15 protein-coding genes and 2 pseudogenes are annotated in these 17,979 nt (G+C 75.2%); 9 read left to right on the forward strand and 8 right to left on the reverse strand.

All coding sequences use genetic code 11. The features are described 5' to 3' along the window. Positions 1–62: 62 nt before the first annotated feature. Complete coding sequence (locus ACFWPI_RS26000) at positions 63–1,622, reverse strand: purple acid phosphatase family protein (protein ID WP_380378802.1); 1,560 nt, start codon at positions 1,620–1,622, stop codon at positions 63–65. 272 nt (positions 1,623–1,894) lie between these two features. Here ACFWPI_RS26000 and ACFWPI_RS26005 point away from each other — a divergent pair, with 272 nt between their 5' ends. The 4 genes and pseudogenes from ACFWPI_RS26005 (at position 1,895) to ACFWPI_RS26020 (ending at position 4,964) form a co-directional block, all read left to right on the forward strand. Continuing rightward, the gene (locus tag ACFWPI_RS26005) at positions 1,895–2,683 is read left to right on the forward strand and encodes a phytanoyl-CoA dioxygenase family protein (protein WP_380378800.1); all 789 of its coding nucleotides are present in this window, start codon (positions 1,895–1,897) and stop codon (positions 2,681–2,683) included. Next, on the forward strand, positions 2,680–3,303 hold the full coding sequence (locus ACFWPI_RS26010) for an AraC family ligand binding domain-containing protein (RefSeq protein ID WP_380425062.1): 624 nt from the start codon (positions 2,680–2,682) through the stop codon (positions 3,301–3,303). Before ACFWPI_RS26005 ends, ACFWPI_RS26010 begins: the two co-directional genes overlap by 4 nt. A gap of 51 nt (positions 3,304–3,354) precedes the next feature. Beyond that, positions 3,355–3,639, forward strand: a pseudogene (locus tag ACFWPI_RS26015) (helix-turn-helix transcriptional regulator); the annotation flags it as partial. A gap of 122 nt (positions 3,640–3,761) precedes the next feature. Further along, the gene (locus ACFWPI_RS26020; protein WP_380378798.1) at positions 3,762–4,964 is read left to right on the forward strand and encodes an MFS transporter; all 1,203 of its coding nucleotides are present in this window, start codon (positions 3,762–3,764) and stop codon (positions 4,962–4,964) included. Here ACFWPI_RS26020 and ACFWPI_RS26025 read toward each other — a convergent pair. From ACFWPI_RS26025 to ACFWPI_RS26040, 4 genes are all read right to left on the reverse strand, one after another. After that, entirely contained in the window at positions 4,931–6,982 is a 2,052-nt protein-coding gene (locus ACFWPI_RS26025; protein ID WP_380378797.1) for a heavy metal translocating P-type ATPase, read from the reverse strand. The two genes, ACFWPI_RS26020 and ACFWPI_RS26025, sit on opposite strands and share 34 nt — an antisense overlap. A 136-nt stretch (positions 6,983–7,118) precedes the next feature. Beyond that, a complete protein-coding gene (locus ACFWPI_RS26030; protein ID WP_380378795.1) occupies positions 7,119–8,480 on the reverse strand; it encodes an MFS transporter in 1,362 nt (453 codons plus the stop codon). A gap of 167 nt (positions 8,481–8,647) precedes the next feature. Further along, positions 8,648–9,010 (reverse strand): metalloregulator ArsR/SmtB family transcription factor, encoded by a 363-nt coding sequence (locus ACFWPI_RS26035; protein WP_063345900.1) that lies wholly within the window; start codon positions 9,008–9,010, stop codon positions 8,648–8,650. Positions 9,011–9,100: 90 nt separating this feature from the next. After that, positions 9,101–9,382, reverse strand: a complete 282-nt coding sequence (locus tag ACFWPI_RS26040) for a hypothetical protein (protein WP_380378793.1) — start codon at positions 9,380–9,382, stop codon at positions 9,101–9,103. A gap of 495 nt (positions 9,383–9,877) precedes the next feature. Here ACFWPI_RS26040 and ACFWPI_RS26045 point away from each other — a divergent pair, with 495 nt between their 5' ends. Further along, a complete protein-coding gene (locus tag ACFWPI_RS26045) occupies positions 9,878–10,495 on the forward strand; it encodes a TetR/AcrR family transcriptional regulator C-terminal ligand-binding domain-containing protein (RefSeq protein ID WP_380378792.1) in 618 nt (205 codons plus the stop codon). Positions 10,496–10,571: 76 nt separating this feature from the next. Here the strand turns inward: ACFWPI_RS26045 and ACFWPI_RS26050 are convergent. Together ACFWPI_RS26050 and ACFWPI_RS26055 are read right to left on the reverse strand one after the other, a co-directional pair. Continuing rightward, positions 10,572–11,381 (reverse strand): annotated as a pseudogene (locus ACFWPI_RS26050) (slipin family protein); the annotation flags it as partial. Between the two features lie 233 nt (positions 11,382–11,614). Next, positions 11,615–12,475 (reverse strand): NAD(P)H-binding protein, encoded by an 861-nt coding sequence (locus ACFWPI_RS26055; protein ID WP_380378790.1) that lies wholly within the window; start codon positions 12,473–12,475, stop codon positions 11,615–11,617. A 282-nt stretch (positions 12,476–12,757) separates the two neighbouring features. On the opposite strand from ACFWPI_RS26055, the gene ACFWPI_RS26060 reads away from it, so the two are divergent. From ACFWPI_RS26060 to lanL, 3 genes are all read left to right on the forward strand, one after another. After that, positions 12,758–13,420, forward strand: a complete 663-nt coding sequence (locus ACFWPI_RS26060; RefSeq protein WP_380378788.1) for a helix-turn-helix domain-containing protein — start codon at positions 12,758–12,760, stop codon at positions 13,418–13,420. Positions 13,421–13,643: 223 nt separating this feature from the next. Further along, a complete protein-coding gene (locus ACFWPI_RS26065) occupies positions 13,644–13,811 on the forward strand; it encodes an SflA family class IV lanthipeptide (RefSeq protein WP_380378787.1) in 168 nt (55 codons plus the stop codon). A gap of 37 nt (positions 13,812–13,848) precedes the next feature. Further along, positions 13,849–16,392, forward strand: a complete 2,544-nt coding sequence (gene lanL / locus ACFWPI_RS26070; protein WP_380378785.1) for a class IV lanthionine synthetase LanL — start codon at positions 13,849–13,851, stop codon at positions 16,390–16,392. Between the two features lie 76 nt (positions 16,393–16,468). Here lanL and ACFWPI_RS26075 read toward each other — a convergent pair whose 3' ends face one another. After that, positions 16,469–17,311: an alpha/beta fold hydrolase gene (locus ACFWPI_RS26075; RefSeq protein ID WP_380378783.1), complete on the reverse strand. Its 843-nt coding sequence runs from the start codon at positions 17,309–17,311 to the stop codon at positions 16,469–16,471. A 93-nt stretch (positions 17,312–17,404) separates the two neighbouring features. Between ACFWPI_RS26075 and ACFWPI_RS26080 the strand changes: the two genes are divergently transcribed. Next, a complete protein-coding gene (locus tag ACFWPI_RS26080; RefSeq protein ID WP_380425065.1) occupies positions 17,405–17,953 on the forward strand; it encodes a helix-turn-helix domain-containing protein in 549 nt (182 codons plus the stop codon). Positions 17,954–17,979 lie beyond the last annotated feature (26 nt).

Consider the following 17,979-nt stretch of genomic DNA (forward strand, 5'->3'; position numbering starts at 1 on the left):
GGAGCGGGCCGTCCGGGCGCGGGTGCGGGAGCGGGCCGTCCGGGCGCAGGCGCCGGGCCAGGTCAGCCGCGCTGCACGGTGAACTGGTCCACGGCGGTGCCGTCCTCGGTGATCGAGCGCACCGCCATGCGGGCCGGCTTGCCGTCGGCGGCGGGCGTCACGTCGACCGCCACCAGGCAGTAACCGGTGTAACGGACCCTGGACCAGGTGACCTTGACGGTCTGGTTGTGGCCGCTCGGATCGGCGACCACCATCGGGACGGGGGAGTCGTTCTTCGTCTCGTGCCCGAGGTAGGTGTCGGCGACGGGGAAGGAGTAGACCCCGCCGCCACCGCCGCCCGCGACGACGTACGTCGTGCCGTCCTTCAGCGGATTGACGGTGTCGCCGGAGGCGACCTTGCGGGTGGGCTTGCCGGAACGGATGGGGTCGGTCCGCTCGTAGACGTGGTTGTGCCCGCTGAGCACCAGGTCCACCTGGTACTTGTCGAACAGCGGGGCCCAGTCCTGCTGCGCGCCGAGTTCGGCCCCGTTGTCGTGGCAGGTGGAGTACGTGCACTGGTGCAGGTAGACGACGACGAAGTCGATGGTGGTGTCGGCGCGGAGCGCGGCGAGCCGGCTCTCCAGCCACTTCTTCTGCTTGCCCTTGGTGTAGTTCAGGTTGGCCGCGGTGTTGTAGCAGATGTCGTTGCCGTCGAGGCTGATCAGGCCGACGTTCTGGCAGCGCCAGGAGTAGATGCCGGTGGACTGGGCCCAGGCGTTGTCGGGCATCGTGAACCGGGCGCGGACGCCCCCGTAGCCGTCGGCCCCGTACCAGGCCTCCATCTCGTGGTTGCCGATCGCCATCATCCACGGGGTCCGGGAGGCGACGGGGTCGTTCTGCACGAAGAAGGAGTCCCACAGACGGGCGTCGTAGGGGTCGCTGGTCTTGCCGCTGCCGCCGCTGTTGGCGTACGAGAGGTCGCCCATGTGGAGGTGGAAGGCGGGGTCGAGGCCGGCGATCAGGTTGGCGGTGGCGGCCGCGTTGTACCCGATGCCCTGGTCGCCGAAGGCCGTGAAGGTGAACCCGGTGCCGCGCCCGGGGGCGGGCGCGGTGCGGAAGCTCGCCACGTCGCCGAGCCGGGCGCGCTGCCCCGCGGGGTCGTAGCCCTGGTGGCCGACGACGTAGTAGTACGTGGTGTCCGGGATCAGCTGGTCCACCTGCGCGTGCAGGTAGTACTGGGTGACGGTGGTGGGCTTGACCAGGGGCTGGTCCTCGACCGGGTGCTGCCAGGACAGCTTGCTGACCAGGGTGCGGACCTCGGCGGCGATCGGGGAGCCGAAGTCGCCGGGCTGGAGGCCGATCCGGACGAAGGGGGCGGTCACCGCGCCCGGCACCTGCCAGGAGACGACGACCTGTTGGGAGGGGTCGGCCCCGAAGGCCAGGTGCCGGCCGAAGGGGCGCAGCGCGGACCCGGCGGTCTGGTCGCTGCGGGGTGAGGGGAGGGTCGGGGTGTCGAGGGCGGTCGGGTGGGGGGCGGCCTGGGCGGCGCCGGGCAGCAGGAGGCTGCCCGCGGCGAAGGCGGCACCGCCCGCCGCGCTCACTCGCAGGAGGTCGCGCCGGGAGTGCCGTGAGGTCTCGGACATGACATTAAGTTAGGAAACATCACTAACCTTTGACAAGAGGGCGGACGCGAACGGATTCGGCTGCGCCATACGCCAGTTGGGGGTGCCAGGACATCGAGGCGACGGTGCCCGGACATCGAGGCGGGGCGCTCCCGGCCTCGGGAGCACCCCCGCCTGCTCGGCCGCAGCCCAGCGGGAGGGACTTGAACGCGCGGGCCGATGTCCGGATTACCCACCGGGCCGTCCGTATCGCCCCTCGGCCCGGCCCGGTCCCCACGCCTACGGTCGAGGCCATGAACGAACCCCTCAGCCCCGACGACCTCGCCGCCTACCACGAGAACGGCTTCCTCCTCGTCAAGAACCTGATCAGCCGACAGGAGGCGGCGGCGATGCGGGAGGAGTGCCACGCCCTGGCCGCCCGCCTCGACTCCGACGCCGACCCGACCTGGGCCAGCGCGCGCACCGTCGCGGGTGCGTCCGCCGGGCGCACGGCCCTCAAGCACGCCCACGACACGCAGTTCCACTCGGCGGCCTTCGCCCGGCTGCTGGTCGACCCCAGGTTCACGGACGTCGCGGCCGCACTGCTCGGCGGGCCCAACCTCCAGTTGCACCACACGAAGATGTTCATCAAGCCTCCGGAGACCGGCTCCCCCTTCCCCCTGCACCAGGACCACCCGTTCTTCCCGCACGCCCGGCACACCGTCGCGGCCGCGGTCTTCCACTTCGACGACGCCCCGGAGGAGAAGGGCTGCATCAGGGCCGTCCCCGGCAGCCACCAGCAGGGCCCGCTGCCGCACGTCGAGGACGGCAGCTGGCACCTGCCGCCCGACACCTGGCGGCTCCAGGACGCCCGGCCGTGCCCGGCGGAGGCCGGCGACGTCCTGTTCTTCGGCTACCTCACCGTGCACGGTTCGGGGCTGAACACCTCCGACCAGGCCCGCACCACCTGGCTGGTACAGTTCCGGGACCCTGCGGACCGGCCCACCACGGACGATCACACCTGGTCCCTCGGTCAGGGCATGATGCTGCGGGGCGTCGACCCCACCGCGCGCAGGACGGACGGGGCGGGCGAGCCGAGATGACCGAACTGGCCCGGGCGGGCGCCGCCCTGCCCCTGCTCAACTCCGTGCGGCTGGGCACCACCCTCGCCGGACGACGGGTCGAGTTCGTGGACTGGGGGTTCTACCCGCCCGAGCCATGGCGCAACTACTGGCACAGCCACTCCTACTTCGAGTTCTGCTACGCCTACGCCGGGCGCGGGACGTTCCGGATCGGCGCGCTGGAGCACCCGGTCGGAGCCGGCGAGCTGTTCCTGGCCCGCCCCGGCGAGGTCCACGAGATCACCACCGACGCCCGGGACCCGCTCGGCATCGTCTTCTGGTCCTGGACGATGGTCCCCGAACGCGGTCCGCGCGGGGCCGCCGGGCCCGGCTCCCCGGAGACCGCCGCCCTGCTCGACGCCCTCGCGGCCGGCCCGCGCCGGGTCGTCCCGGCCGCCGGAACCCCGCTTCCCCGGCTGTTGGCGACACTCGCCGAAGAGGCTGCGGCTCCGGGGCCGGCCAGCCCCGACCTGCTGGCCGCCCTCGGCCCCGCGCTGGTCCTCACCTGCGCCCGCGTCGTCGCCGACCTGCCCGCCGCCGCGCGCCCGACGCCCGAGCCGGGGGGGCGCGCCGCGGCCGCCGGCGCGCGGCGGTGCCGCTAAGTCACAGACCACAGACTACGCGCCGGGCGGGTAACGCTCGTCGCCACCCAGGTCCACCTGAGCGAGCGCCACGCAGCACGGCTCTTCCAGCAGGAGACGGGGTGCACGATCATCGCCTACCTGACCCGCCGACGGCTGGACGTCGCCGCGCAGCGCCTGGCCGATCCCGCGCTGCGCCCGCTGTCCGTCGCGGCCGTCGCCCGCTCCTGCGGCTATGCGGACACCCGGCACTTCAGCACCGCGTTCCGGCGCTACTGGGGAGCGCTCCCGACGCAGGTGCGGGCCGGGGGCGGCACCACCCACGGCCTGTCCGCGGACCGCGGCGCGATCCGGTAGCCGATGGCCGACCACGCCGGGGGTGGGTGTGGCCGGGGCCGGGCGTCGGTTCTTGGGCGGATCGGCCTATTCGGCCCCGCGAGCCGTGGCTGCGACGGCGACGGCCGCCCTACTGTGGGCGAATGACCGATCATCAGACTGCGCGGTCCTTCATGGGCCGGGCGGGCTACCTCGGGGCGGCCGCCGGCTTCGCCGTCTGCATGGCGGGCACCACCCTGCCCACCCCGCTGTACGGGCTGTACCAGGAGCAGATCGGCTTCTCCGAACTGATGGTGACGGTCGTCTTCGCCATCTACGCCTTCGGCGTCATCGGCGTCCTGCTGCTCGTCGGCAACGTCTCCGACTCCGTCGGACGCCGGCCCGTCCTGCTCTGCGGACTGGCACTTGCCGCGTGCAGCGCCCTCGCCTTCCTGGCCGAAGGCGGCCTCCCGCTGCTGGCCCTGGGCCGCCTGCTGTCCGGCCTGTCCGCGGGCCTGTTCACCGGCACCGCCACCGCGTACGTCCTGGAACTCGCCCCACCCGGACACCAGGCCCGCGCGGGCTTCGTCGCGACCGCCGCCAACATCGGCGGCCTGGGCTGCGGACCGGTGCTGTCGGGACTGCTCGCCGAGTACACACCCCACCCCCTGACCCTGCCGTTCGCCGTGCACCTGGTGCTGCTCGCCGCCTCCTTCACCGTCACCTGGCTCCTGCCGGAGACCGTCACCGGCGCCCGCCCGCTGCGCACCGCCCGGCCGCGCCGGCCGTCCCTGCCGCCGGAGGTCCGCGGGGTGTTCGTCCCGGCCGGCCTCGCCGCGTTCGCGGGCTTCTCCCTGCTGGGCGTCTTCACCTCGGTCAGCCCGGCCTTCCTCGCCCAGCGGCTGGACGTCCACAGCCCGGCCGTCGTCGGCCTGATCGTGTGCACGGCCTTCTTCGCCTCCATCCTCGGCCAGCTCCTGGTGCCCCGGCTGGGCACCGCCCGGGCGATCCCGATCGGCTGCCTGGTGCTCATCGCCGGGCTGGCCCTGATGGCCGGTTCCCTCGCCTGGACGGCCCTGCCACTGCTCGTGCTCAGCGCCCTGGTGGGCGGCGCCGGCCAGGGCATGGGCCTGCGCGGAGCGGTCGGCGAGATCGCCGCCGCCGCGCCCGCCGAGCACCGCGGCGGCGCCCTGTCGGCGCTCTTCGTGATCGCCTACTTCGGCATCTCGATCCCGGTGATCGGCATCGGCCTGCTCACCGCGCCGATCGGCCTGGCCCACGCCGGCCTGGTCTTCACCGCCTGCATGGCGCTGCTCGCCGCCGCCTCCGGCGCCTACCTGCTGCGCCGGGCCCGCGCCGGCTCCTGAACCGGCTTCTGAGCCGGCTGCGGCCCGGTGGCGCCCGCGCGCTTCCACGCGCTCTCGCGCAGCAGCCGCAGGCCGTTGAGGCCGACGATGACGGTCGAGCCCTCGTGGCCGAGGACGCCGAGCGGCAGGGGCAGGGTGGCGACCAGGTCCCACACGACCAGGCCGGAGATGAACACCGAGGCGATCACCAGGTTCTGGACGACCAGCCGCCGGGCCGCCCGGGACAGCGCGATCACCGTGGGGACGGTCGCGAGTTCGTCGCGGACGACGACCGCGTCGGCGGTCTCCAGCGCCAGGTCGGAGCCCGCCCGGCCCATCGCGATGCCGGTGTGGGCGGCGGCGAGGGCGGGGGCGTCGTTGACGCCGTCGCCGATCACCAGCACCTTGCGCCCGGCCCGCTCCTGCTCCTGGACGGCGGCGACCTTGTCCTGGGGGAGCAGCCCCGCGCGGACGTCGGTGATGCCGACCTCGGCGGCGAGGCGGGCGGCGGCGCGCGGGTTGTCGCCGGTCACCAGCACCGGGGCGGCGCCGGTCAGGGCCGCCAGGGCGGTGACGGTGGCGGCGGCGTCGGGGCGCAGGCGGTCGGCGATGCCGAGCACGCCGACCGGGGCGCCGTCGCGCCGGACCAGGACGGCGGTGCGCCCGTCGCGCTCCAGCTCCTCGGCGACGGCGGTGGCCTCCGTCTCCGCCTCTGCCTCGGCGGAGGGCGCGTCGGCGGCGCCGGCGAGGAGCCGGGCGGGGGCGCCGACCGCGATGACGGCACCGCAGACGGTGGCGGTCACCCCGATGCCGGGGGTGGAGGCGAAGCCCTCGGCGACCGGCAGGTCGAGGCCGCGCCGGCGGGCGGCGTCGACCACCGCGCGGGCCAGCGGGTGCTCGCTGGGGTGCTCGGCGGCGGCCGCCAGGGTCAGCAGTTCGTCCTCGTCCAGGCCGCTGCCGGCGAGGGGGAGCAGGTCGGTGATCCGGGGGGTGCCCTCGGTGAGGGTGCCGGTCTTGTCCAGCGCGACCGCGTCGACCTGCCCGAGCCGCTCCATCACGACGGCGGACTTCACCAGGACGCCGTGGCGGCCGGCGTTGGCGATCGCGGACAGCAGCGGCGGCATGGTGGCCAGCACCACGGCGCAGGGCGAGGCGACGATCATGAAGGTCATCGCCCGCAGCAGCGAGCCGGTCACGGCGGCGCCGAAGGCCAGCGGGACGAGGAAGACGGCGAGGGTCGCGAAGACCATGCCCAGGGAGTAGCGCTGCTCGACCCTCTCGATGAACAGCTGGGTGGGGGCCTTGGTCTCCGAGGCCTCCTCGACCATGGCGACGATCCGGGCGATCACCGAGTCGGAGGCGTCGCGCTCGACCTTCACCCGCAGGGCGCCGGTGCCGTTCAGGGTGCCGGCGAAGACCTCGTCGCCCTGCTGCTTGGGGGCCGGCAGCGGCTCGCCGGTGATGGTGGCCTGGTCGATCTCGCTCGCGCCGTCCAGGACGCGGCCGTCGGCGCCGACGCGCTCGCCGGGGCGGATCAGGATGGTGTCGCCGACCACCAGGTCCTCGGTGGCGACGGTCTCCTCGCCGCCGTCGTCCAGCAGGCGGGTGGCGGTGGTGGGGGCGAGGTCGAGCAGGCCGCGCACCGAGTCCTGGGTGCGGGCGGTGGCCAGCGCCTCCAGCGCGCCCGAGGTGGCGAAGATGACGATCAGCAGCGCGCCGTCCATCACCTGCCCGATCGAGGCCGCGCCGATCGCGGCGACGATCATCAGCAGGTCGACGTCGAGGGTCTTCTCGCGCAGCGCCTGAAGCCCGGCCCACCCGGGCTCCCAGCCGCCGGTGGCGTAGGCGATCGCGTACAGCGGCCCCCAGGCCCAGGCCGGGGCGCCGGCCAGCTGGAGCGGCAGGGCGGTCAGGAAGGCGACGGTCGCGGCGGCGGCCCAGCGGGCCTCGGCCAGCGCGAAGACGCGCGTACGGCGCTTGGGAGCGGCGCCGCCGCGCGGGGCTGCGGCGGCTGGGCGCTCGGTGAGGGTTGCGGACATGGCTGTGGTGTTCCTCCACGCGGACACGACGGGGCGACGCGTCGACCATACAGGAATACATGAACAGCTCTTCATTTATTCCCGCTGGATTGACCCTCCCGGGTGATGGAGCTGTCGCCCCGCCCGGTAGCCCTGGCTAGTTGGCCCGCGCGGTGAGGCCTTGTGGCCAGTGGCGGTGGTACTGGTCGATGACGTAGTCGTGGCCGTGGAGCCAGCCGTCCGCGGCCGGGTGGGCGTCGGTGAGGTGGGGGTGGCCCGGGGGCAGGTCGGCGTGGACGTGGTCGAGCCTGGCGGGGTCGCGGGCGGGCCAGATCGCGGCGGCGGCGGTGGCGGCGAGCAGGGCGACGGCGCCGAGGGCGACGGCGGTCACCGGGAGGCCGGCGCCGGCGGCGAGCCAGCCGGCGAGGGGGTAGGTGAGCAGCCAGCAGCTGTGCGAGAGGGAGAACTGTGCGGCGAAGGCGGCCGGCAGGTCCGCGTCGGCGGCGGAGCGGCGGATCAGGCGTCCGCCCGGCGTGAGGACGGCGGAACAGGCGGCGCCGATCGCGGCCCAGGATGCCAGCAACGCGGCCCAGGACCAGCCGCCCGGGGCCGCGGCGGTGACGGCGGCGACGGCGGCCAGGACGGCGGGGAGCGCGAAGGCGGCCGGGAGCATGACGGCGCGGTCGGAGAGCCGCCGCAGGAGCCGGGGCAGGAGCAGGGCGGTCAGCATGGAGCCGGCTCCGTAGGCGCCCAGGGCGAGCGAGACCGCGCCGGCCGGGCGGTGGAAGTGCTCGCGGACCGCGACGACCGTGTCGACGAAGACGATCGCCCCGGCGGCGGCGACCGCGAGGTCGAGCGCGAGCAGGGCCCGCAGGCGCGGGGTGGCCCAGAACAGGCGGGCGCCGAAGGCGGCCTTGGCGTAGGCGCCGCCGGTCCGCTCGACGGGGGCGGGCTTGGGCAGGACGACGGAGACGACCAGGGTGGCGGAGGCGAGGAAGCCCGCGGTGGTGCCGGTGAACAGCCAGGTGTACGGGACCAGCGCGAGCAGGCCCGCGGCGAGCGCGGGACTGAACAGGGACTCCAGGTCGTAGGCGAGGCGGGACATCGACAGTGCCTGGGTGTAGTCCCGTTCGGCCGGCAGCACCTCGGGGATGGTGGCCTGGAAGGCCGGTGTGAAGGCGGCCGAGGCGGCCTGGAGCAGGAAGATCAGGACGTAGATCTGCCAGGCCTGGCTGACGAACGGCAGGGCGAGCGCGACGGCGGCACGGGTGAGGTCCATCGCCACCAGCAGCGTTCGGCGCGGAATGCGGTCGGCGAGGGCGCCGACCGCCGGTGCGACGGCCACGTAGGCGACCATCTTGACGGCCAGCGCGGTTCCGAGGACGGCCGAGGCGTCGGCGCCGGCGATGTCGTAGGCGAGCAGGCTCAGCGCCACGGTGGCCAGGCCCGTGCCCACCAGGGCGATGACCTGGGCTGCGAACAGGTGGCGGTAGGTGCGGTTGCGCAGTGTGGACAGCATCGGCCCCGTCCCGGTCGGCGGCGTGGTGCGGCGGCACCATCGTAGCCAACACGTGCATACGTGTGCACGTGTTGGTTGCGATGGCGCGACCCTCGCTGCCGTTCCGGTCTGCGGGGGCTGGTCGGGTCGGGGCGGGTCGGGGCGAGCTGGGTCTGTCGTGCGGTGGGTCAGTCGTGCGGCGGCAGGGAGCCGATCTGGTGGTCGGCGACGTTCAGCGCCTCGTCGACCAGGCGCCGAAGGTGCCCGTGGCGCAGCGAGTAGACGACGCGGCGCCCGTCCCTGCGTGTGGTGACCAGGCCCGCGAGGCGGAGCTTCGCGAGGTGCTGGCTGACGGAGGTGCGCGGGGCCCCGCACGCCTCGATGAGGGAGGTGACGTCGGCCTCGCCTGCGCCGAGCCGGTGCAGCAGCGCAAGTCGGGTGCGGTCCGCGAGCAGGGCGAGGACGGACGCGGCGACGTCCAGTCGCTCGCCGCTGTCCTGCCCCTGCTCCTGCGAGCCGTGTGCAGCTGCCAGGTCGGTGCTTGTGCTCATGTGCTCATCGTAGGTCGGCGTGCGCCCGATGCGTGCACGCGTGCGCACGTGATGGCCCCGCGCTGTCGGGGCCGCCGGGGCGGGCCCGGTTCAGCGGCCGGGGCCCCAGCGGGCTTCGAGCCGGCGGGTGCCGTCGGGGGTGGTGACGGCCCGCCAGCTGGCCCGCATCCGCACCGTGCGGCGGGCGGCGCCGGTGCCGCTGGAGGCGGTCGGGGCGCCCACGGCCTGGAGCACGGAGTTGTCCAGGGGGCTGTCGGCGAGCCTGCGCACGATCGCGGACAGGGCCGCGGCCACCGAGCCGCGCGCCGGCGCGGATGCCGGCCAGCTGGCGGGGAGGGGCTGGCGGCGGTGGAAGGCGCCGAGAACGGCCACGGGGACCTCACCTTCGTTGCGTATCGTCCGACACGGCGGATCGATCGGGTGGTGGCCAAGGGTGCTCCGGAGGTCGGTGACGGGGCGCTGGGCCCGCGTCAGCCGGGCGGGGACGAGTCCGAGCCTAGGCCGCGGACCCTCGGGGGGCGGGTGATCCTGACGCCCCCTTGACTGTGCGGGCGCCGTCACTGACGGTGTCCTGACGGCGGCCCCGCGCATCGACGGCCTCCGGCCCGGACGCGATCGCGCTCCGGCGGGCGGCGCGTCCGGCGGGCGGGCGGCCGCGTCGTACGGGCGAGGAGGGAAGGGGAGCCATGGCAGGCCGGTCCGACGGCGCCGGCGCGGCCCGCGACGGCCGGGGGGCGAACGATTGGGACGTGACGGGTTCGTTCACTAACATCGACAGTGGCCCTGGATATAGGGAACACATCCGTTCATTACGGACAGCCGGTGAACGGGCGTGTCGAGAGGTGGAGCCGAAGAAGGTGCGCAGCCATGCCCGCTGAACCCGCAGTCGCGCGCGGACCGGCGACGGGCGCCCCGCTCCGCAGGCGCGGCGAGGCGCTGGAGAACGCCATCTTCGAGGCCGCCCTCCAGCAGCTCACCGCCGACGGCTACGCCCGGCTCACCATGGAGGGCGTCGCCGCCGCCGCGCAGACCGGCAAGGCCGCGCTCTACCGGCGCTGGCCCTCCAAGGAGGAACTGGTCAAGGACGCGCTGCGCGCCTGCCTGCCCCCGGTCGGCCCGCCGCCCGACACCGGCGGCCTGCGCGGGGACCTGCTGGAGGTGGTGACCAGGCTGCGCGCGGCGATGCTGAGCGAGCCCGGGGCCGCCGTGCGGGCCATCATGGGCGAGCTGGACCAGCAGCGGGCCCACACCTTCCTGGCGATCGTGCTGGAGCGGGTGGTGGAGCCCACCGCCGCGCTGATCGCCGAGGTGCTCGGCCGTGGTGCCACCCGGGGCGAGGTCCGCCCCGGGTCCGTCACCCCGCTGGTCACCGACGTCGTCCCGGCGCTGATGCTGTACCGGATCAAGATGTGCGGCGGCGCGCCGGAGCAGCTGGACCCGGCGGAGATCGTCGACGAGGTGCTGCTGCCGATCGTCCGCCAGTGAGGGCGGTCAGGTCGATGGCCGACGGCCGGTCAGGGGCGGGCCCCGGACCGGCCGTGGTCGTGCGGGCGGGCCGTCAGCCCGCGTCGGACGGCGCCTGGGCCGGGACGGCGGGCGCCGGCGCGGAACCCGCCTCGGCGGCCCGGGCGGCTGAGGCCTCGAAGAAGCGCAGCAGCTCCACCGGGAACGGCAGCACCAGCGTCGAGTTCTTCTCCGCCGCGACCTCGACCACCGTCTGCAGCAGCCGCAGCTGCATCGCCGCCGGGGTCTCGGACATCGTGACGGCGGCCTCGGCGAGCTTGGCGGCGGCCTGGAACTCGCCGTCCGCGGTGATGATCCGGGCCCGGCGCTCGCGGTCGGCCTCCGCCTGGCGGGCCATCGAGCGCTTCATCGAGTCGGGCAGGCTGACGTCCTTGATCTCCACCCGGTCGATGTGCACGCCCCACCCGGTGGCCGGGCTCTCCATCATGATCTCCAGCCCCTGGTGCAGGTTCTCCCGGCCGGAGAGCAGGTCGTCCAGCTCGCTCTTGCCGATGATCGAGCGCAGCGAGGTCTGGGCGACCTGAAGCATCGCGAAGGAGTAGTTCTGGACGTCCACCGTGGCCTTGACCGGATCGACGACGCGGAAGTACAGCACGGCGTCGACGCTGACGGAGACGTTGTCCTTGGTGATGCCCTCCTGGGCGGGCACCGGCATGGTGACGACCTGGACGTTGACCTTGCGCATCCGGTCGACCACCGGCACCAGCAGGGTGAGGCCCGGCTGGCGGACCTGCTCGCGCACCCGGCCGAGCCGGAACACCACGCCGCGCTCGTACTGCTGCACCACCCGCACGCCGGTGATCAGCCAGAACAGCGCCAGCACGACGACGAGAACGACAATTGCCACGTTCGTCCGACCTTCCCCGTAGCGGCGCAGCCCGGGCCGGGTCCTGAGCGGGCCCTGTCGCGCGGGTGCGAGCCGCGCAGGACAGTATGCGCCCCGGCCGCGGGGATCGACAGCCGCGTGCGCCAGGGATCCTGACGGACCGTCCGCTCCGCCGGTAAGGCGCGACCGCGCCACCCCGGCGGCGGGCTGACGCCCGTGGCGCGCGCACCACGGGCGTCCTGGAACCCTCTTGCCTAGCCGGCGAAGGCGGCCGCGTGCTCGGCGGCGAACTCGGCGAAGGAGCGCGCCGGGCGGCCGGTGAGCTTCTCCACGTCGGGGCTGACGGCGGCGGCGTACCCGGCCGCGTACAGCCCGTACAGCTCGACCATGCCCTCGGCGCGCCACTGGTCCCAGCCCGCGTCGAGCATTCCGGCCAGGGCCGCCTCGGGTGCCAGCGCGGTGTACGCCACCGGGCGGCCCGCGACCGCGGCGAGCCGCTCGGCCAAGGCGTCGTGCGACAGCGCCTCCGGGCCGGTCAGGGTGTAGACCGCGCCCTCGTGGCCCTCGGTCGCCAGCACCTCGACGGCGGCCGCCGCCACGTCCCGGGCGTCCACGTACGACACCGCGCCCTCGCCGCCCGGCGCCGCGAGGGTGCCGGCCCGGACGCCCACGGCCATGCCCAGGACGTTCTGGTGGAAGCCGTTCGGCGCCACGACCGTCCACGGCAGCCCGGAGGCCCTCAGGTGGTCCAGGCCGCTGACGTGCGCGCCCACGAAGCGGACGCCCTCCGGCCGCTGCTCGACGCCCGCCGCCGCGTGCAGCACGATCCGGGGCCGCCGGCCGGTGCGCACGGCCGCGTCGATCACGTTCCGCTCGTGGGCGGCCATCTCGGGGTGGACGGCCACCAGGAGGTAGACGACGTCGGCCCCGGCCAGGGCCGCGTCCAGCGAAGCCGGATCCGAGAAGTCGGCGGCCACCCGCTCGACCGCGTCGTCCCACTCCGCCGGGCCCGGCGAACCGGCGCGCACCAGCGCCCGCACCGCCTCGCCGCGCTCGCGCAGCCCCACGACCACCTTCGACCCGACCGTACCGGTGGCACCCGTCACAACGATCACGGATGGCACTCCTCCCCGTAGCGGACGCCGACCTGATTCGACGTCAGCGCGATGATCGCAGGCGGGGCGGAGCCGATCAAGGTCGGGCCCGCCGGGCTCGGGTCGGTCGGGTGGGCCGGCCACGGTTCGCCCCGAGCCGACACGCACGGCGCCCCGCCGTTCCTCGACTTGGCGCACGCCGGGCGCTTGGATGGATCCGGCCTGGTCACCGCCCGGACACGACCGGGACACGACGCCGGGCGCGACCCCGGGCACCCGCCGGCAAGCCGAGGAGCCACCACCGTGAACGACACCCCTGACGCCGTCGACCGGGCCGAACCCGCCGCCGTGGCCGGCCGGATCGCCGAGCGGCGCGAACAACTCGGCCTCAGCGAGGACGACCTCGCCCACCAGGCGGCCATGGCCCCCCGCTACCTGCACTACCTGCTCGAAGCCGGACCGGCCTTCGACCCCGGCGGCTTCGTCCGGATCGCCGCCGCACTCGGCCTCAGCCGCGGCGAACTGCTCGAAGGCCGCGCCGACGCCCCGCCCGGCCAGGGCGGCCCCGGCCCGCACCCGCGGCTGTTCGGCCTCACCGAACCCGAGTGCTGGGAGCTGATCGGCACCCACGGCGTCGGACGCATCGCCCTGCCGCTCCAGCCGGGCCCGGTCGTCGTCCCCGTCAACTACGTCGTCGACGACGGCACCATCGCCTACCGCACCACCGAGCGTGGCGCCCCGGCCGAGGGCACCGCGCTCTCCTTCCAGATCGACCACATCGACGAGTACCTCGGCCGGGGCTGGAGCGTCCTCCTCCTCGGCACCGCCCACCACGTGCACGACCCCGCCGCCCTGCACCACCTGGTCGGTCTCCCCGGCGCGATCCCCTGGGCCGGCGGCGACCGGACCAGCTGGATCCGGATCAGCCCGGACGAGATCACCGGCCGCCGCCTGGTGAGTGACTGAACGGTCCGTTCCGGTCGCCGGGAATCGCGGTGCTGAGCGGCCGAGTTGGCGTTGTCGTACCCCTGTCGCGGACCGGTCGGCGTGGCTAGCATGAGGCGCCAACCGCAAGGAACACCGGCCCAGGCCCCCTCTTGCGGGTCACGTCGGATCAGCGTGCCCAGGTGTCCCGCGCGCCCGGCGTGATCCGCAAGAGCAGGTCCAACCCCCAAGGGAGGAACCACCCATGAGCGCAGTGGTGACCGAGATCCGCGACGCAGGCCTGCTGGACATCGACGAGGACGTCATCGTCTTCGAGGACGAGCACGACGCGGACCTCGCCCCGGTCGCGTGTCTCGCCGACCCGTGGGTCACCTACGTTCCGACGCGCTTCGACTGCGCCGTGGACTGCTGACCCGTACCGAGGAAGCGGACCGGGGGAGGGCGGAGCGATGACCACACCACCCGACCCCGGCTCCGCCGAGGCCCTGCGGCGCCGGGTCGCCGACCTGGCGGCCGCCGCGCCCGGCCCGCGCCGCCCGCTGCACACCGACGGGCACTGGTGGTACCTCCAGGACCCGCGGATGCCGGCGCGCGCCCACGGCTGGAAGCTCCACCTGTCCGCCCGGCAGGGCCAACTCCCGCAGCTGCTGGACGCGGTGGTCCCGATCCTGCTGCGCCGCACCTGCGACGCGAAGTTCGCGGCGGGCGCGGCCGTGCTGCGGGAGCTCAACAGCGGGCTGCGCGGCCCCGCGGCCGTGGGCAAGGCCGTCACGGTCTACCCGGACGAGGCGGACCTCGTCGCGCTGGGAACGGAGTTGGCCCGGGCGCTGGCCGGCTGGGCCGGGCCCCGGGTGGTGAGCGACCTCCGGCTCCGGCCGGACGCGCCGGTCTACTACCGCTACGGACTGTTCCGGGTCACGGACGACGGCGCCGACTACGGCATGACCGGCCCGGACGGGGCGGTCTTCCCCGGCCTGGCCGAAGCCCGCTACCGCCAACCGCCCTGGGCGAGCGACCCGTTCGCGCCCGTCGCGGCCGCCGCCCGGCCGCCGACCACCCGGGTCGGCGAGGGCCGGTACCGGATCACCGCCGGGATCACCCGCTCGCCGAACGGCCACGTCTACCGCGCGGTCGAACTCGCCACCGGGCGCGAGGTGGTGGTCAAACAGGCCCGCGCCCACGTCGGCGAGGACGGCGCGGGCACCGACGCGCGCGGCCGGCTCCGGCACGAACGCCGGGTGCTCACCGCCCTGGCCGGGGTGCCCGGGGTGCCGCCGCTGGTCGACTACTTCCGGCACGGCGCCGACGAGTACCTGGTCAGCGGCGCGTGCGGGCCGCGCGACCTGCGGCGCGACGTCCTCGCCGCGGGCCCGTACGACCTGCGGCCGGGCACCGGCGGGCGCGACTGGTGGCGCCTGGCGCGCGGACTGCTGCGGATCCTGGACGCGGTGCACGCGCGCGGCGTGGTGGTCTGCGACCTGAAACCCGCGAACGTGGTGCTCGACGCCGCCGGCGGCTGCTCGCTGGTCGACTTCGGCGTCAGCTCCCTCGACGGCGCCCGCCCGCCCGGCGCCACGGCGGGCTACGGGCTGCCCGGCGCCACCGGAACCGACCCCACCGAGGACTACTACGCGCTGGGCACCACGCTGCACCACGCCCTCACCGGCCTCGACCCGGTGGTGATCGACCCCGACCCGGCGACCAACCGCGACCGCACCCTGGCCTGTCTGCGCGCGGCCCTCCCCGGGCCTTCGGACTCGGCGGATTCCGCGGTGGCCCTGGTCACGGGCCTGGTGAGCCCGGACCGGGCCTGGCGCGCGGCCGCCGCCGCCGGCCTGCGGGAGGGGAGGCCGCTCGGCCGCCCCCCGGCCCGGCGCTCGGCCGGGCCGCGGCGGGCCCCGCTCGACGAGGCCGTCGACCACACCGTCGGCACCTGCGTGCGGATGGCCCGCGAGCTGGTCGCCACCGACCCGCGCGCCGGCGAACCCCGCACCCTGCTGTCGCTCTACGACGGCGCCGCCGGCCTCGGCCTCGAACTGCTGGAGCACGCGGACCGCCCCGACGCCCGGGCCGCCGCCACCGCCCTGGCCGACTGGACGGCCGCCCACCCGGCGCTCGACCGCCTCGACGGCTCGCTCTACCAGGGCCGGGCGGGGGCCGACCTGTTCCTCGCCCGGGCCGCCGACACCCTCGGCACGGCGCCGCCCGGTACGAACTCCCCGTACCTTCGCCACCACGAGCCCGCCGGGACCGACCAGATCGCCGGCGCGGCCGGGCTCGGCACCGCCCACCTGCTGCTCGCCGCCCTCGGCCGGGACACCGACCGGCACCTCGCGGCGGCCGCCGCGTGCGCCACGGCACTGACCGCCCGGCCCCTCGACGACCCCGGCGAGGCGCCCAACCCCGGCACCGCCGCCCTCGCCGAGGGCTTCGCGCACGGCCGCGCGGGCATCGCCCACTTCCTGCTCGCCCGGCCCGACGAGGCGTCCTGCCGGACCGCCCGCCGCATCGTCGACGGACTCGCCGCCGACCTCCCCCGCCTCAACGCGGCCGCCCTGCGGCCCGGGGCGACCCGCCGCTACCTCTCCTGGTGCCGGGGCCTGGCCGGCCTCGGCACGGTCCTCGTCCAGGCCGGGATCCAGTACGGCGACGACGCCCTCCTCGCCCTGGCCGCCGACGCGGCCGACACCTGCCGGACGCTCGCCCCGCGCACCGCCCTGGTGGTCCGCTGCTGCGGTCTGGCCGGAGTCGGCGACCTCCTCGTGGACCTCGCCACGGCCACCGGCGACCCCCGCCACTGGCACGCGGCGGAGCAACTGGCAGCCCTGCTCCTCACCCGGGCCGGCGGGCCGGCGGGCCGCCCGGTCTTCCCCGGCGGCGACCCGACCGCCGAGTCCCGCGCCTGGGCGGTCGGGACACCCGGAGTGCTGACCTTCCTGCGCCGGCTGTCCCGTCGCGGCGGCCCGGTGCCCGGACTGCTGCCGTCGGCCTGAACCGGCCGAGGCCGGCGATCGGGTCGGACGGGCGGACGTTCTGCGGCCGGTCGACCGACGCCCGGTGGCCCACCGCTCAGCTGCGGTCGAGGAGTTCGCGGATCCGGGCGGCGACCACGTCGGGCCGCTCGCCCTGGATGAAGTGGCCGGCGTCGACGGTCTCGTAGCGGCCGTCGGGGAGGGTTTCGGTCCAGCGGCGCTGGTGTTCCTGGAGGGCGGGGTGGGTGCGTTCGCCGCCTCGGCGGGGGCGGTCGGCGGACAGCAGGACGGTCGGGCAGCCGGGGGGTGCCGGGGGTTCGGCGCGCAGCCGGGGGACGGCGGCCGCGACGGCGCGGAATTCGCGGCGGGTCTGGGCGAGGCCGGCCGGGACGAAGTCCTCGGCGAGCATGGTCTCGTAGGTGTCGGTGGGGAAGACCCGGCGGGCGGTGCCGCTGAGCAGACGGGCCACCAGGCGGCTGCGGACCAGGGGTTGGGCGATGGCGAGCGTGCGGTCGACGCGGCGGGCGATCTGGTCGATGGCGTCGAAGGCGGGCGCGGTCTCCGGTGTGGTGTCGACCATCAGGATGCCGCGCAGCCGGGGCGCGAGGCGCCGGTACGCGAGGCGGGCGACCAGGCCGCCCATGCTGTGGGCGACCAGGACGAACCGGTCGGGGGCGACGGCCTCGGCGAGGGCGACCAGGTCGGCCGCCAGGTCGTCGAGGTCGAGCGGGGCGTCGGTGCGGGCGCTGCGGCCGAAGCCGGCCCGGTCGTAGGCGACCAGCCGGGCACGGTCCGCGAGCAGCGGCAGGACCGGGTCCCAGGAGGCGCGGCCGAGGCCCTGGCCCGACTCGAAGAGCACGACGTCCGTACCGTGGCCGGACTCCTCGACGTGGATCGATCGCCCGTTGACGGTGATGGCCCGCCCGTTCGTCTGGCGCATGGTGCTTCCCCCCTGGGAACCGGCACCCGGGTCGTCTCCCGGACGCACTGTTTTCATCTTTGATAATGATAGCGACTGTGAAATCGTTGGGCAATGGACCTCGAAGCGGTAGACCTCCTCCTCCACCCGGTGCGCCTGCGCGTGGTGCACGCCCTCGCCGGCGGGCAGGTGCTCACCACCTCGCAGCTGTGCGAGCGGCTGTCCGGCGTGTCGAAGGTGACGGTGTACCGGCACGTCGCGCTGCTCGCGGAGGCCGGCTTCCTGGAGGTCGCCGAGGAGCGCCGGGTGCGCGGCGCCGTCGAGCGGCACTACCGGCTGCGCGAGGACCGCCCGGTCGTGGACGACGCCGCGGCCGCCGCGATGACGCGGGAGGACCACCGCCGGGGCTTCGCCGCCGCGATGGCCGTCCTGATCGCCGAGTTCAACGCCTACCTCGACCGCGAGGACGCCGACCCGGCCGCCCAGGGGGTGGCCTACCGGCAGGGCACGTGCTGGCTCGACCCGGCGGAACTCGCGGAGCTCGGCGGCGAGTTGCGGGCCGTCCTGGCACCTCGGCTGGCGAACGGGCCGGCGCCGGGCCGGGAGCCGTACCTGCTCAGCCCGATCCTCTTCCCCGCCGTGGGACCGTCCCCGGTGGAGTAGCCCGAAACGGCGGCGGCCCGTACGAG

This window comes from Kitasatospora sp. NPDC058492 (genome assembly GCF_042720685.1).
In the GTDB taxonomy this organism is placed as follows: Bacteria; Actinomycetota; Actinomycetes; order Streptomycetales; family Streptomycetaceae; genus Kitasatospora.

What these genes read in the sequence shown, in the direction of transcription:
- ACFWPI_RS26080 (WP_380425065.1), top strand. Translation starts at nt 17,405, where the DNA reads ATGGACCTCGAAGCGGTAGACCTCCTCCTCCACCCGGTGCGCCTGCGC.
- ACFWPI_RS26035 (WP_063345900.1), bottom strand. Translation starts at nt 9,010, where the DNA reads ATGAGCACAAGCACCGACCTGGCAGCTGCACACGGCTCGCAGGAGCAG.
- ACFWPI_RS26010 (WP_380425062.1), top strand. Translation starts at nt 2,680, where the DNA reads ATGACCGAACTGGCCCGGGCGGGCGCCGCCCTGCCCCTGCTCAACTCC.
- ACFWPI_RS26030 (WP_380378795.1), bottom strand. Translation starts at nt 8,480, where the DNA reads ATGCTGTCCACACTGCGCAACCGCACCTACCGCCACCTGTTCGCAGCC.
- lanL (WP_380378785.1), top strand. Translation starts at nt 13,849, where the DNA reads ATGACCACACCACCCGACCCCGGCTCCGCCGAGGCCCTGCGGCGCCGG.
- ACFWPI_RS26020 (WP_380378798.1), top strand. Translation starts at nt 3,762, where the DNA reads ATGACCGATCATCAGACTGCGCGGTCCTTCATGGGCCGGGCGGGCTAC.
- ACFWPI_RS26075 (WP_380378783.1), bottom strand. Translation starts at nt 17,311, where the DNA reads ATGCGCCAGACGAACGGGCGGGCCATCACCGTCAACGGGCGATCGATC.
- ACFWPI_RS26025 (WP_380378797.1), bottom strand. Translation starts at nt 6,982, where the DNA reads ATGTCCGCAACCCTCACCGAGCGCCCAGCCGCCGCAGCCCCGCGCGGC.
- ACFWPI_RS26045 (WP_380378792.1), top strand. Translation starts at nt 9,878, where the DNA reads ATGCCCGCTGAACCCGCAGTCGCGCGCGGACCGGCGACGGGCGCCCCG.
- ACFWPI_RS26005 (WP_380378800.1), top strand. Translation starts at nt 1,895, where the DNA reads ATGAACGAACCCCTCAGCCCCGACGACCTCGCCGCCTACCACGAGAAC.
- ACFWPI_RS26065 (WP_380378787.1), top strand. Translation starts at nt 13,644, where the DNA reads ATGAGCGCAGTGGTGACCGAGATCCGCGACGCAGGCCTGCTGGACATC.
- ACFWPI_RS26000 (WP_380378802.1), bottom strand. Translation starts at nt 1,622, where the DNA reads ATGTCCGAGACCTCACGGCACTCCCGGCGCGACCTCCTGCGAGTGAGC.